This window comes from Azospirillum formosense (assembly GCF_013340925.1).
Taxonomy (GTDB): domain Bacteria; phylum Pseudomonadota; class Alphaproteobacteria; order Azospirillales; family Azospirillaceae; genus Azospirillum; species Azospirillum formosense.
Genome location: NZ_WHOR01000167.1, coordinates 1 through 12640, shown reverse-complemented (window position 1 = coordinate 12640; position 12640 = coordinate 1). Strand labels below are relative to the sequence as shown.

The 12640-nt window shown below is 70.4% G+C and carries 11 protein-coding genes; 4 read left to right on the top strand and 7 right to left on the bottom strand.

The window, feature by feature from the left end; translation table 11 throughout:
• Nucleotides 1–31 precede the first annotated feature (31 nt).
• The 6 genes from GBZ26_RS19585 to aptA all read right to left on the bottom strand — a co-directional run bounded on the left by GBZ26_RS19585 (nucleotide 32) and on the right by aptA (nucleotide 7795).
• Nucleotides 32–640: a K(+)-transporting ATPase subunit C gene (locus tag GBZ26_RS19585; RefSeq protein ID WP_174440281.1), complete on the bottom strand. Its 609-nt coding sequence runs from the start codon at nucleotides 638–640 to the stop codon at nucleotides 32–34.
• A 10-nt stretch (nucleotides 641–650) separates the two neighbouring features.
• Entirely contained in the window at nucleotides 651–2765 is a 2115-nt protein-coding gene (gene kdpB / locus GBZ26_RS19580; RefSeq protein ID WP_174440280.1) for a potassium-transporting ATPase subunit KdpB, read from the bottom strand.
• Nucleotides 2766–2778: 13 nt separating this feature from the next.
• Nucleotides 2779–4500, bottom strand: coding sequence for a potassium-transporting ATPase subunit KdpA (kdpA, locus tag GBZ26_RS19575; protein WP_174440279.1), 1722 nt, complete (start codon nucleotides 4498–4500; stop codon nucleotides 2779–2781).
• Nucleotides 4501–4510: 10 nt separating this feature from the next.
• The gene (locus GBZ26_RS19570) at nucleotides 4511–4600 is read right to left on the bottom strand and encodes a K(+)-transporting ATPase subunit F (protein ID WP_035680142.1); all 90 of its coding nucleotides are present in this window, start codon (nucleotides 4598–4600) and stop codon (nucleotides 4511–4513) included.
• A 317-nt stretch (nucleotides 4601–4917) separates the two neighbouring features.
• A complete protein-coding gene (locus GBZ26_RS19565) occupies nucleotides 4918–6417 on the bottom strand; it encodes a CoA-acylating methylmalonate-semialdehyde dehydrogenase (protein WP_174440278.1) in 1500 nt (499 codons plus the stop codon).
• A 16-nt stretch (nucleotides 6418–6433) separates the two neighbouring features.
• Nucleotides 6434–7795: an omega-aminotransferase AptA gene (gene aptA, locus GBZ26_RS19560; protein ID WP_174440277.1), complete on the bottom strand. Its 1362-nt coding sequence runs from the start codon at nucleotides 7793–7795 to the stop codon at nucleotides 6434–6436.
• Nucleotides 7796–7920: 125 nt separating this feature from the next.
• On the opposite strand from aptA, the gene GBZ26_RS19555 reads away from it, so the two are divergent.
• From GBZ26_RS19555 to GBZ26_RS19545, 3 genes are all read left to right on the top strand, one after another.
• Complete coding sequence (locus tag GBZ26_RS19555; RefSeq protein WP_174440276.1) at nucleotides 7921–8868, top strand: LysR family transcriptional regulator; 948 nt, start codon at nucleotides 7921–7923, stop codon at nucleotides 8866–8868.
• Nucleotides 8869–8947: 79 nt separating this feature from the next.
• Complete coding sequence (locus GBZ26_RS19550; protein ID WP_174440275.1) at nucleotides 8948–9508, top strand: hypothetical protein; 561 nt, start codon at nucleotides 8948–8950, stop codon at nucleotides 9506–9508.
• 197 nt (nucleotides 9509–9705) lie between these two features.
• On the top strand, nucleotides 9706–10173 hold the full coding sequence (locus GBZ26_RS19545) for a DUF4112 domain-containing protein (protein ID WP_174440274.1): 468 nt from the start codon (nucleotides 9706–9708) through the stop codon (nucleotides 10171–10173).
• 24 nt (nucleotides 10174–10197) lie between these two features.
• On the opposite strand, the gene GBZ26_RS19540 is transcribed toward GBZ26_RS19545, so the two are convergent.
• Nucleotides 10198–10923 (bottom strand): pyridoxamine 5'-phosphate oxidase family protein, encoded by a 726-nt coding sequence (locus tag GBZ26_RS19540; RefSeq protein WP_174440273.1) that lies wholly within the window; start codon nucleotides 10921–10923, stop codon nucleotides 10198–10200.
• Nucleotides 10924–11023: 100 nt separating this feature from the next.
• Between GBZ26_RS19540 and pdxR the strand changes: the two genes are divergently transcribed.
• Nucleotides 11024–12466 (top strand): MocR-like pyridoxine biosynthesis transcription factor PdxR, encoded by a 1443-nt coding sequence (gene pdxR / locus GBZ26_RS19535; protein WP_174440272.1) that lies wholly within the window; start codon nucleotides 11024–11026, stop codon nucleotides 12464–12466.
• The last annotated feature ends 174 nt before the right edge of the window (nucleotides 12467–12640 follow it).

Sequence of the window (12640 nt, the reverse complement as noted above, 5' to 3'; positions counted from 1 at the left end):
GGAACGGACGGGGCCGCCTGTTGACCTTCAGCTAATGCGTCGCCTTGGCGGCGTCGAGAGCGAGATTGAGCCGCAGCACGTTGACCACCGGCTCCCCCAGCGGTCCCAGCGGCGACGGCTCGGTGTTCAGGGTGACCAGGGCGCGGACCTGGGCCTCCGACAGGCCGCGGGCGCGGGCGATGCGGGGCACCTGGAAGTCGGCGGCGGCCGGCGACAGGTGCGGGTCGAGGCCGCTGGCCGAACTGGTCACCAGCTCGACCGGCACTGGGACGCCGGGGTTCTCGGCCTTCAGCCGCTCCGTCTCCGCGCGCACCCGGTCGGCCAGCGCCTGGGACGTCGGGCCGAGGTTGGAGCCGCCCGAGGCCGCGGCGTTGTAGGGCGCCGGCACGCTCTTCGACGGGTCGGCCGGGTCCGGCCCCAGCGTGGCCGAGGGCCGGCCGTGGAAATAGCCCTCCCCCGTCACGCTCTGGCCGATCAGGGCGGAGCCGACGACCGTCCCGTTCCGCTCGATCAGGCTGCCGTTGGCCTGATGCGGGAAGACGGCCTGGGCGATGCCGGTGACGGCCAGCGGGTAGATCAGCCCGGTCACCACGGTCAGTGCGGCGATCATGACGAGGGCGGGACGCAGTTCCTTCAGCATGGCAGGGTCCTCACACGAGTCCGATGGCGGTGACGAGCAGGTCGATCAGCTTGATCCCGACGAAGGGCACGATCAGGCCGCCCAGCCCGTAGATCAGCAGGTTCCGGCGCAGCAGCCGGGCCGCGCCCACCGCCCGGTAGGCGACGCCGCGCAGCGCCAGCGGGATCAGCGCCACGATGATCAGAGCGTTGAAGATGATCGCCGACAGGATGGCGCTCTCCGGGCTGGCCAGCCCCATCACGTTCAGGGCGCCCAGCTGCGGGTAGAAAGCCAGGAACATGGCGGGGATGATGGCGAAATACTTCGCCACGTCGTTGGCGATGGAGAAGGTGGTCAGGGCGCCGCGGGTCATCAGCAGCTGCTTGCCGATCTCCACGATCTCGATCAGCTTGGTCGGGTCGCTGTCCAGGTCGACCATGTTGCCGGCCTCGCGGGCGGCGACCGTGCCGGTGTTCATCGCCACGCCGACGTCGGCCTGGGCCAGCGCCGGGGCGTCGTTGGTGCCGTCGCCGCACATGGCGACCAGCTTGCCCCGCGCCTGCTCGTCGCGGATCAGCTGAAGCTTCATCTCCGGCGTCGCCTGGGCCAGGAAGTCGTCCACCCCGGCTTCCGCCGCGATGGCGGCGGCGGTCATGGCGTTGTCGCCGGTGATCATCACCGTCTTGATGCCCATCTTGCGCAGGGCGGCGAAGCGCTCCCGGATGCCGCCCTTGACGATGTCCTTCAGGTGGATGACGCCGAGCAGCCTGCCGTCGCGGGCGACGGCCAGCGGCGTGCCGCCGGACTTGGCGACGCGCTCCGCAATGGCCTGCACCTCGCGCACCGCCGCCTCCAGGGCGGGATCGGGGCGCAGTGCGGTGACCGTGTTGCCTTGGGCGGCGGTGTCGCGCCCGAGGGTCCGCACATGGGCCAGCACGGCGTCCACCGCACCCTTGCGGATCGTCACGCCGTCGCTGTCGATGCCGCTCAGCCGCGTCTGGGCGGTGAAGGGCACGAAGCGGGCGTGCAGCCCGGCCATGTCGCGGGCGCGGATGCCGTATTTCTCCTTCGCCAGAACGACGATGGAGCGGCCCTCCGGCGTCTCGTCGGCCAGCGAGGCGAGTTGGGCGGCGTCGGCGAGATCGCGGTCGGCCACGCCGGAGATCGGCAGGAATTCCGCCGCCTGCCGGTTGCCCAGCGTGATCGTGCCGGTCTTGTCGAGCAGCAGCGTGTCCACGTCGCCCGCCGCCTCCACCGCCCGGCCCGACATGGCCAGCACGTTGAAGCGGACCAGACGGTCCATGCCGGCGATGCCGATGGCCGACAGCAGCGCGCCGATGGTGGTGGGGATCAGCGTGACGAACAGCGCCGCCAGCACCAGCACCCCGACCGAGCCGCCGGCGTAGGCGGCGAAGCTGGGGATGGTCGCCACGGCGATGACGAAGATGACCGTCATGCCGGCCAGCAGGATGTTCAGGGCGATCTCGTTGGGCGTCTTCTGGCGCTGCGCGCCCTCGACCAGCCCGATCATGCGGTCGAGGAAGGTGTTGCCCTGGGCCGCGGTGATCCGCACCCTGATCCAGTCGGAAATCACCTGCGTGCCGCCGGTCACGGCGGAGCGGTCGCCGCCGGATTCGCGGACGACCGGGGCGGATTCGCCGGTGATCGCCGCCTCGTTGACGGACGCCACGCCCTCCACCACCTCGCCGTCGGAGGGGATGAGGTCGCCGGCCTCCACCAGGACGAGGTCGCCGGGCTTCAGCGCGGTGGCCGGAACGTTCTCCCAGCCCTCGCCCGCCAGCCGCTTGGCGGTGGTCTCCGTGCGGGTGCGGCGCAGGCTGGCCGCCTGGGCCTTGCCGCGGCCCTCCGCCACCGCCTCCGCGAAATTGGCGAAGAGCAGGGTGAACCACAGCCACAGCACGATCTGCAGGGAGAAGCCGATGCCCCCGGCCCCGGCTAGGACGTCGCGCAGGAACAGCAGCGTGGTCAGCGCCGCCACCACCTCCACGCAGAACATCACCGGGTTGCGGGCCATCAGCCGCGGATCGAGCTTGCGGAAGGATCCGGCGATGGCGGGCAGGAGGATGGCCGGGTCCAGCAGGGTGGAGGCCGGAGTCCGGGTGGCGGTTTTCGAATGGGTGTCCATGGAGGGTCCCCGGTCAGAAGAGGAGGCCGGCGCGCATCGCCAGATGCTCGGCCACCGGGCCGAGGGCGAGCGCCGGGAAGAAGGTCAGGCCGCCGACGATCAGGATGACGCCGGCCAGCAGCCCGACGAACAGGCCGCCATGGGTCGGGAAGGTGCCGGCCGAGGCCGCGCTGCGCGTCTTGGCGGCGAGCGAGCCGGCGACCGCCAGCATCGGCACGATGACCAGGAAGCGGCCCACCAGCATTCCGGCGGCGAGCGTCAGGTTGTACCAGAGCGTGTTGCCCGACAGCCCGCCGAAGGCGCTGCCGTTGTTGGCCGCCGCCGAGACGTAGGCGTAGAGCGCCTCCGAAAAGCCGTGCGGGCCGGCGTTGGCGAGCGAGGCGAGGCCGGTGTCCAGCACGACGGCGAAGGCGGTGCCGCCCAGCATCATCAAGGGCAGGCAGAGCACGGCGAGCATGGTCATCTTGACCTCCTTCGCCTCCAGCTTCTTGCCCAGATACTCCGGCGTGCGCCCGACCATCAGCCCGGCGACGAACATGGTGACGATGGCGAACAGCAGCATGCCGTAGAGGCCGGCCCCGACCCCGCCGACGATGACCTCGCCCAGCAGCATGTTGACCATCGGCACCATGCCGCCCAGCGGCATGAAGCTGTCGTGCATGGCGTTGACCGCCCCGCAGGAGGCCGCCGTGGTCACCGCCGCGAACAGGGCGCTCATGGCGATGCCGAAACGGGTCTCCTTGCCTTCCATGTTGCCGGCCATGTTGCCGGCGCTCCCGTCCAGCCCGAAGGCGGCGAAGGCCGGGTTGCCCTGGGCCTCCGCCCAATAGACGGCGGCGACGCCGATGAAGAACAGCAGGCCCATGGCGGCCAGGATGGCCCAGCCCTGCCGCTCGTCGCCGGCCATGCGCCCGAACAGGTTGGTCAGCCCGGCGCCGATGGCGAAGATCGACAGCATCTGCACGAGGTTGGTCAGGGCGTTGGGATTCTCGAAGGGGTGGGAGGAGTTGGCGTTGAAGAAGCCGCCGCCGTTGGTGCCCAGCATCTTGATCGCCTCCTGCGAGGCGACGGGGCCGAGCGCGATGGTCTGCCGGGCGCCCTCCAGCGTGGTGGCGTCCACCGTCCCGGCCAGCGTCTGCGGCACGCCCTGCCACACCAGGAACAGCGCGTAGAGCAGGCTGAGCGGCAGCAGCAGGTAGAGCGTGGCTCGGGTCAGGTCGGTCCAGAAATTGCCGATCGTCCGCGCCCCGGTGCGGGTGAAACCGCGGACCAGAGCCACCGCCAGCGCGATGCCGGTCGCCGCCGACACGAAGTTCTGCACGGTCAGCCCGGCCATCTGCACGAGGTGGCTCATCGTGCTTTCGCCGCCGTAATTCTGCCAGTTGGTGTTGGTGACGAAGCTGGCGGCGGTGTTGAAGGCGAGGTCGGCGGGCACCGCCGCCATGCCGTTGGGGTTCAGGGGCAGGACGCCCTGCAGGCGCTGCAGCGCGTAGAGCAGCAGCAGGCCCGCGACGTTGAACAGCAGCATGGCGACGGCGTAGGTCACCCAATGCTGTTCCGTCCTGGCGTCCACCCCGGCCAGCCGGTAGAGACCGCGCTCGACGGGGCCGAGCAGCGGCGAGAGCAACGTGCGCTCCCCGTTGAACAGCCGCGTCATGTAGCCGCCGAGCGGGCGCGCCACGGCGGCCACGAGGGCGGCGAAGAGCAGGATGTGTATCCAGCCGCTGACGGTCATGGGAGTCTCCTCAGAACCGTTCGGGGCGGATCAGGGCGTACACGAGGTAGCCCAGCAGCCCGGCGGCGACGAGGCCGCCGAGCGCGTAATCGACGATCATGGTCCGGCCCCCCTCACAAGCGGTCGCAGGCATGCACATAGGCGATGGCTGCGGCGAAAAAGGCCGCGGTGATTGCCAAAGCGATGATGTCCAGCATGGGTGCTCTCCGGGGCGCGTCCGGAAGGAGCCGGGCGCGCGTCAGCGTGGATCGGATGCCGGCACGGCTGTGTCCGGCACGATCAGGCTGCGCCCGATGCGCGTATAGATTCGAGGGGGGCGGAAGAGGGGCTTTCGTATAGAAAGCATATATGCCGGTGGAGAGGGGCGACGGAAACGCTCGCCCCAACTCCGGGGGAAGTGAGCGACGTTTGCGCCGCTCACTTCATCGATGGGAAGGAGAACTGCGCGCCTTCGCGCACGCCGCCGGCCGGCCAGCGCTGGGTGATCGTCTTGCGCCGGGTGTAGAAGCGCACGCCGTCCGGCCCGTAGGCCGCCAGATCGCCGAACAGCGACCGCTTCCAGCCGCCGAAGCTGTGATAGGACACCGGCACCGGCAGCGGCACGTTCACCCCGACCATGCCGACCTTGATCGCGTCGGTGAAGTAGCGCGCGGCCTCGCCGTCGCGGGTGAACAGGCAGGTGCCGTTGCCGTACTCGTGGGCGTCGATCAGGTCCATCCCCTCCTGCATCGTCGTCACGCGCACGACGCAAAGGACCGGGCCGAAGATCTCCTCCCGGTAGACGCTCATGTCCGGCGTCACCCGGTCGAACAAGCAGCCGCCGAGGAAGAAGCCGCCCTCGTGCCCCGGCACCACCAGCCCGCGGCCGTCGACGACCAGCTCCGCCCCTTCGGCGACGCCCTGGTCCACGTACCCCTTCACCTTCTCGAAATGGGCGCGGGTGACCAGCGGACCCATGTCGCAGCCGGCGCCGGTCCCCGCCCCGACCCTCAGGCCGCGCACCTGCTCGGCCAGCATCGCCACCACGCGGTCGGCGGTCGCGTCGCCCACCGCGACGACCACGGAGATCGCCATGCAGCGTTCCCCGCAGGAACCGTAGGCCGCCCCCATGATCGCGCTGACCGCGTTGTCGAGGTCGGCGTCAGGCATGACGATGGCGTGGTTCTTGGCGCCGCCCAGCGCCTGCACCCGTTTCCCATGGGCGGTGCCGGTGGCGTAGACATACTCGGCGACCGGCGTGGAACCGACGAAGCTGACCGCCTGGACCCGCGGGTCGGTCAGCAGCGTGTCGACCGCCTCCTTGTCGCCGTGGACGACGTTCAGCACGCCCGGCGGCAGACCAGCCTCCTGGGCCAGCTGCGCGACGAGCAGGGAGGCGCTGGGATCGCGCTCCGACGGCTTCAGGATGAAGCAGTTGCCGCAGGCCACGGCGACCGGGAACATCCACAGCGGCACCATGGCCGGGAAGTTGAAGGGCGTGATCCCCGCCACGACGCCCAGCGGCTGGAACTCCGACCAGCTGTCGATGCCCGGCCCGACATTCTTGGAATGCTCGCCCTTCAGCAGGTCGGCGATGCCGCAGGCGTATTCGACGTTCTCGATGCCGCGGGTCAGCTCGCCGCGGGCGTCCTCCAGCGTCTTGCCGTGCTCCCGCGTGATCGCCGCACAGATGCGGTCGGCGTTGTCCTCCAGCAATTGGCGGAAGCGGAACATCACCCGCGCCCGCTTGGCCGGCGGCGTCGCCCGCCACGCCGGGAAGGCGGCCTCGGCGGCCGCGATGGCCGACTCCACGGTGGCGCGGCCGGCCAGCGGGACGCGGCCGACGGTCTCGCCGGTGGCCGGATTCACGATGTCGGCGCTGCGGGTCTCGGCGGGGGCGTCGGCGACTCCGCCGATAAGGTGCGGAACGAGGGTCATGGCGTTCTCATCCTCCTCAGCTGGTCGCCTGGATGGCGTCGGCGACGGCGTTCATCAGCCGGTCGAGGTCCTCGCGCTCGCTGATGAAATGCGGGCCGAACTGCAGCGTGTCGCCGCCGAAGCGGACGTAGAAGCCCGCCTTCCAGCACTGCATGGCGATCTCGTAGGGGCGGCGGGCCGGCTCGCCCGGCAGGGCCGCGATCTGCACCGCGCCGGCGAGGCCGTAGTTGCGGATGTCGGTGACGTGGCGAAGCCCCTTCAGCCCGTGCAGCACCGTCTCGAAATGCGGGGCGAGCGCCGCCGCCTTCTCGGCCAGCTTGTCCCGCTCGAACAGTTCCAGCGCGGCGAGGCCGGCGGCGCAGGCGACGGGGTGGGCGGAGTAGGTGTAGCCGTGCGGGAACTCGACCATGTAGTCGGCGCCGCCGTTGTCCATGAAGGTCTGGTAGATCTCGTGGCTGGCAACCACCGCACCCATTGGCACCGCGCCGTTGGTCAGGCCCTTGGCGACGTTCATGATGTCGGGGACCACGCCGAAGGCGTCGGCGCCGAAGGCGGCCCCCATGCGGCCGAAGCCGGTGATGACCTCATCGAAGATCAGCAGGATGTTGTGCTTGTCGCACAGCGCGCGCAACCGCTGCAGGTAGCCCTTGGGCGGCGGCAGCACGCCGGCGGAGCCGGCCAGCGGCTCCACGATCACCGCGGCGATGTTGGAGGCGTCGTGCAGGGCGACCAGCTCCTCCAGCGCGTCGGCCAGTTCGGCGCCCTGCTCCGGCAGGCCCTTGGTGAAGGCGTTCTGCGGCAGCAGCGTGTGCGGCAGATGGTCGGCCTCGACGCCGGCGCCGAACAGCTTGCGGTTGCCGCCGATGCCGCCCAGGCTGATGCCGCCGAAATTGACGCCATGGTAGCCCTTGGACCGGCCGATCAGCTTGGTCTTCGCCGGCTGGCCCTTCAGCCGCCAATAGGCGCGCGCCATCTTCAGCGAGGTGTCGGTCGCCTCCGACCCGGAATTGACGAAGAACACATGGTCCAGCCCGGCCGGCGTCATCGAGGCCAGCTTGTGCGCCAGCTTGAAGGCGGCGGGGTGGCCGAACTGGAAGGCCGGGCTGTAGTCCAGCTCCCCGATCTGGCGGGCCACCGCCTCGCTGATCTCGCGGCGGCTGTGACCGGCGCCGCAGCACCACAGGCCGGACAGGCTGTCGTAGATCTTCCGCCCCTCGGCGTCCCAGTACCAGGCGCCCTCGGCGCGGGCGATCAGGCGCGGGTTCGCCTTGAACTCGCGGTTCGCCGTGAAGGGCATCCAGTGGGCGTCCAGCTCCTCGCGCGTCAGCCCGGCGGTCGGGGCGGTTCCGGCTTTCTGGCTCTCGTCCAACGGCGGCATCGGGCGGCACTCCTGCTGGTTCGTGTGGGCGTGACGGGCCACGCCGGAAAACAGTGTGCGCGGAGGCTTGGTTGCGGTTAAATCCAAACCATTCAAACCTTACGCAAGCATCCGCTTACCTATCCATGACCAAGCCCGCCCGCCCCCTGAGCGGCCTCAACGACGCCGACCTGCGCCTGCTGCGCGTCTTCACGACGGTGGTGGAGTGCGGCGGCTTTTCCGCCGCGGAGGTGGAACTGAACATCAGCCGCGCCGCCATCAGCCTGCACATGGCCGATCTGGAGCGGCGGCTGGGGCTGCGGCTGTGCCGGCGCGGGCGGGCGGGCTTCCTGCTGACCGACGAGGGGCGCATGGCCTACGAGGCGGCGCTGCGCCTGTTCGCCGGCCTGGAGAGCTTCCGCAGCGAGATCAACGCCGCGCACGGGCGGCTGCGCGGCGAACTGAACATCGGCATCACCGACAACCTCGTCACCATGCCGAAGATGCGGGTGACCGACGCGCTCCGCGGCCTCAAGCAACAGGGGCCGGAGGTGCGGGTGAACATCCGCATGATCCCGCCCAACGAGATCGAGCGCGGCGTTCTGGACGGGCGCCTTCATGTCGGCGTCGTGCCGGCGCGGCGTGCCCTGCCCGGCCTGGACCGTCTGCCGCTGTACCAGGAGGAGTCGCTCCTCTATTGCGGGCGCGGCCATCCGCTGTTCGACGCCGAGGCCGTGCCCGACGCGGCGGTGGAGGCCGCCGACGCCATCGCTCCGACCGAGGCGCAGCAGGTGCCGGAGGCGGCGGGGGTGCAGCGGGCGCTGACAACGACCGCCACCGCGACCGACCGCGAGGGCGTGGCCTTCCTGATCCTGACCGGCTGCTACGTCGGCTTCCTGCCCACCCATTACGCGCGACGATGGGTTGAGCGTGGGGCGATGCGCGCCCTTCTGCCGAAGCGCTTCCACTACGCCCAGGAATTCCAGGCGGTCACCAAGACGGGCACGCAGGCCAATCTGGTGCTGGAGCGGTTTCTCGACCTGCTGCGACGAACAGGGCTGGAGGGGGAAGGCGGCCCCCAAAAATCGGGGTGATTTCCATTGACGCCGCCCCCCTCACGCCCCACCGTAATTGAGGGGAATACGAACAAAGAACCGGTGGGGGAGAGCGGCCATGGTGATGCTGACCGAACAGTTCGTCATCGACTATCTGCTGTTCGCCGCCGTCCTCCTCACCGTCACCTGCTCCCTGCTTGGCAGCTTCTTTCTCAGCGCGCTCACCCGCCAGACGGGCGCCCTTCCGCGTCTGCTACTCTGGGGGGTTCCGGCGACCCTGCTCAGCACCGCCCTGTGGTCGCTGGCCATGCCCGCGGACCAAGCACTTGTCGTCGGCGTGGCCACCGCCGGGGCGACGCTCATCGGGCAGCATCTCCTGCCCTTCGGCCCGGTGGGCCAAGCCGGCTCCTGGTCATGGGAGGCGCTGCTGTTCCGCGGCCTGTCCTGGACCGGGCGCACCGCCCTGATGCTCGCCCCCGCCGTGTGGCTCGGCGGCATGCCGTCCTGGATCCTGTGGTTCGCCCTGGCCGGTCCCATGAACGCGGCCATCTTCGCCCTGTGCCAGTTGCGCGGCACCAACCCGGCGCTGCGCCGGTCGGTGGAACAGGGTGATCTCCTGTGGGGCGGGGCCCAGGGGGCGGTTCTTGGCGGCCTGCCGGCGTTCCTGATGCTTTTGTGACCGGTCCCCAAAAATCGGGGATGAATCCACCGTACTCATACGAAAATGTGTCGGGTGGGTCTTGCGTGGGCGGGACGACCGGGCCATCTGTGCGGGACTGGCTCCGGGCCCCTCTGGCGGTCCACTTGGTACGGACCGCGATGTCGGAGCCCTTCACTTGAGCGGACGGTGCAGCCGTCCCCTTCTGGAGGGTCCGTATGACCGCTACCTCTTTTTCTTCTTTCCGTTACGGTTCCGCCTACGATGAGACGGCGCATGTCGCGGCGCGCCGGCGGTTGGAATGGCTGGCGCGAACGATGGACAGCGCCGTCCGTGTGCCCGGCACCAACATCACCTTCGGCGCCGACGCGGTGCTGGGCCTGGTGCCCGGCTTCGGCAACCTCGCCACGACGGCGGTGTCCGGCTATCTGATCCGCGAGGCCTGGAGGCTCGGCGTGCCGCGCGGCAAGCTGCTGCGCATGGTCGGCAACGTGGCGATGGACAGCCTGATCAGCGCCGTCCCGGTCGCCGGCAACATCGCCGACGTGTTCTGGAAGGCCAACCGCAAGAACATGGCGATCCTGGCCGAGCATCTGGACGGTTCTCCCCCGCGGGGCGACCGGACCCACCGTCGCCGCCATTCGGCGCCCTACACCATCGACGGCGAGTGGCGCCGGACGCGGTGAAGCCGGACGCGGTGAGGGAGGGCGTCACGCCCCGCCGAACCGGATGCGGTGGTTTTCCAGCATCAGCTCGTCCAGCCGGCGGCCGGCGGTGAAGCCCGCCAGCCCCGGCGGGACCGGTGTATCGGCGGGAAGCTGCGGGCAGGGTTCGGCGCCGCCGATCACCTGAACCACCGGGTAGCGGGCGGTATAGATGGGCAGGGCCATATCCTCCCCCTCGTCGGACAGGCCCTTGCCCCGGACCTTGGCGCTCGCCTCCTCGATCTCCATGCCGACGACCATGGTCGCCTTGATCTCCTGCGCCGTGCTGGCCCGCAGCTCGGCGCTGCGCCCCGGATAGAAGCGGTCGACCATGGCGTCGAGCGCGCGGGCCTTGGCATCCGGCTCCTCGACGATGCGGGCGGTGCCGAAGCACATGGCGGACCGGTAATCCGCCGAATGGTTGAACCCGCAGCGGGCGAGCACGAGGCTGTCGAGATGCGTCACGGTCAGGCAGACCGGCAGGCCGTCGCGCTGCGCCCGCAGCATCCGGCTGGCCGCGGACCCGTGCCAGTAGAGATGCTCCCCCTCCCGCCAGAAGGCCGTGGGGGTGCAGTAGGGCTGCCCGTCGATCACGTAGGCGATGTGCGCGATCATCGCGCCGTCGAGGATGGCGTGGACGGAATCCCGGTCGTAGCGGGCCCGCTCGTGCAGGCGCTTGACGCGGTTGCGGTCGGTGACGGGATAGCGGTCGGACGGAACGGCCTCGGGCATCGCGGAACTCTCTTCGCGGCGGTGGACAACGGCGCCATTAGAGCCTAGCCAATGGTCCGGCGTAAGAGCCAATTCCGACCTTGTCGACTGGACCAATCCGATGCCCGCCGATCTCTCCGATCTGATGCTCCTCCCCATCGACCGGACGGGCGGGGAGCCGCTGCTGCGGCAGGTCTACGGCGCGTTGCGCCGGGCCATCCTGTCCGGCGCCCTGCCGCCCGGCGGGAAGCTGCCGCCGACGCGCGCGCTGGCCGAACGGCTCGGCGTCGCCCGCAACACGGTGGTCGCCGCCTATGAGCAGCTTCTCGCCGAAGGTTTCATCGAGGGGCGCGTCGGAGCGGGCAGCTTCGTGTCCCGCGACCTGCCGGACGGGCTGGAGATCCCACCGCCGGAGCCGCCCCGCCGCACGCCCTCGCCGCCGCAATCGTCCACTCCCTTCGGCACCCTCCCGTTCAGCACGGGGCGCTGCGCCCTGGACGATCGCAGTTTGCGGATCTGGCGGAGCCTGACCCTGCGGCACCTGCAGCGGCCCGACCCGGACATGCTCGGCTATGGCGAGCCCGGCGGACCGGCGGCGCTGCGGGAGGCCATCGCCCGCTATCTCCAAAGCGCGCGGGCGGTGCGCTGCGAGCCGGAGCAGGTGGTGATCACCGCCGGCGCCCAGCAGGCCATCGACCTCGTGCTGCGGGTGCTGCTGCGGCCCGGCGACCCGGTGTGGCTGGAGGACCCCTGCTACCCGGCGGTGCGCGCCGCGCTCGAGGCGGCGCGGGCGCGCGTCGTGCCGGTGCCCGTCGATGGACAGGGCATGGACGTGGCGGCCGGAGTCGCCGCGGCGCCGGGCGCCCGGCTGGCCTATGTCACCCCGTCCTCTCACTACCCGCTGGGGGTCGTGCTGTCGATGGCGCGGCGGATGGAGCTTCTGGCCTGGGCGCGCACGGCCGGCGCCTGGGTGCTGGAGGACGATTACGACAGCGAGTTCCGCTACGCCGGCCGTCCGCTCGCCTCGCTCCAGGGGATCGACGGCGGCGGGCGGGTCATCTATGTCGGCACCTTCAGCAAGGTCCTGTTTCCCGGCCTGCGGCTCGGCTACGCCGTCCTGCCGCCCGAACTGTTGGAGCCGGTGCTCACGATGCGCCGCCTCACCGACTGGCACCCGGCGACGCTTTACACGGGCGTGGTGACGGATTTCCTGAACGACGGTCATTTCGGCCCGCACCTGCGCCGCATGCGTCGCCGCTACACGGCCGCACGGGACGCGCTGGCCGACGCCATCGGCGCCCATCTCTCCCCCTGGATGGAGGCGGAGGTCCCGGAGCAGGGCATGAAGCTGATCGCCCGGCTGCGCCCCGGCCTGTCGGACCGCGAGTTTGAGGCGGTGGCGGCCCGGCGCGGCATCGCCGTCCGCCCGGTCAGCCCGATGCACATCGCCGCCCCGCCGTTGCAGGCGCTGATGCTGGGCTTCACCGGCCACGAACCGGGCGCCCTGCGCCACGCTGCCCGCGAACTGGCCGCGGCGCTGACCGCAGCGCGATTAGACGTCTAATCCTCATTCTTGAGCGCAAATGGGTTAATTCCAAAAAGCCTGTTCCCACCAATGCGCTTCGGGGCGCCGCACTCCCTGACCTTCCCCGGCCGTGCGGCACCCCCAGCCTTATGGGGTAACCCTGATACCCCCATTTCGGCCCACGCCCCTCCGGTCATTCGGCGCGCCCTACCC

Coding starts and splice junctions, on each gene's coding strand:
- GBZ26_RS19570 (WP_035680142.1), bottom strand. CDS start 4,600: ATGATCGTCGATTACGCGCTCGGCGGCCTCGTCGCCGCCGGGCTGCTG.
- kdpA (WP_174440279.1), bottom strand. CDS start 4,500: ATGACCGTCAGCGGCTGGATACACATCCTGCTCTTCGCCGCCCTCGTG.
- pdxR (WP_174440272.1), top strand. CDS start 11,024: ATGCCCGCCGATCTCTCCGATCTGATGCTCCTCCCCATCGACCGGACG.
- GBZ26_RS19550 (WP_174440275.1), top strand. CDS start 8,948: ATGGTGATGCTGACCGAACAGTTCGTCATCGACTATCTGCTGTTCGCC.
- GBZ26_RS19585 (WP_174440281.1), bottom strand. CDS start 640: ATGCTGAAGGAACTGCGTCCCGCCCTCGTCATGATCGCCGCACTGACC.
- GBZ26_RS19565 (WP_174440278.1), bottom strand. CDS start 6,417: ATGACCCTCGTTCCGCACCTTATCGGCGGAGTCGCCGACGCCCCCGCC.
- kdpB (WP_174440280.1), bottom strand. CDS start 2,765: ATGGACACCCATTCGAAAACCGCCACCCGGACTCCGGCCTCCACCCTG.
- GBZ26_RS19540 (WP_174440273.1), bottom strand. CDS start 10,923: ATGCCCGAGGCCGTTCCGTCCGACCGCTATCCCGTCACCGACCGCAAC.
- GBZ26_RS19545 (WP_174440274.1), top strand. CDS start 9,706: ATGACCGCTACCTCTTTTTCTTCTTTCCGTTACGGTTCCGCCTACGAT.
- aptA (WP_174440277.1), bottom strand. CDS start 7,795: ATGCCGCCGTTGGACGAGAGCCAGAAAGCCGGAACCGCCCCGACCGCC.
- GBZ26_RS19555 (WP_174440276.1), top strand. CDS start 7,921: ATGACCAAGCCCGCCCGCCCCCTGAGCGGCCTCAACGACGCCGACCTG.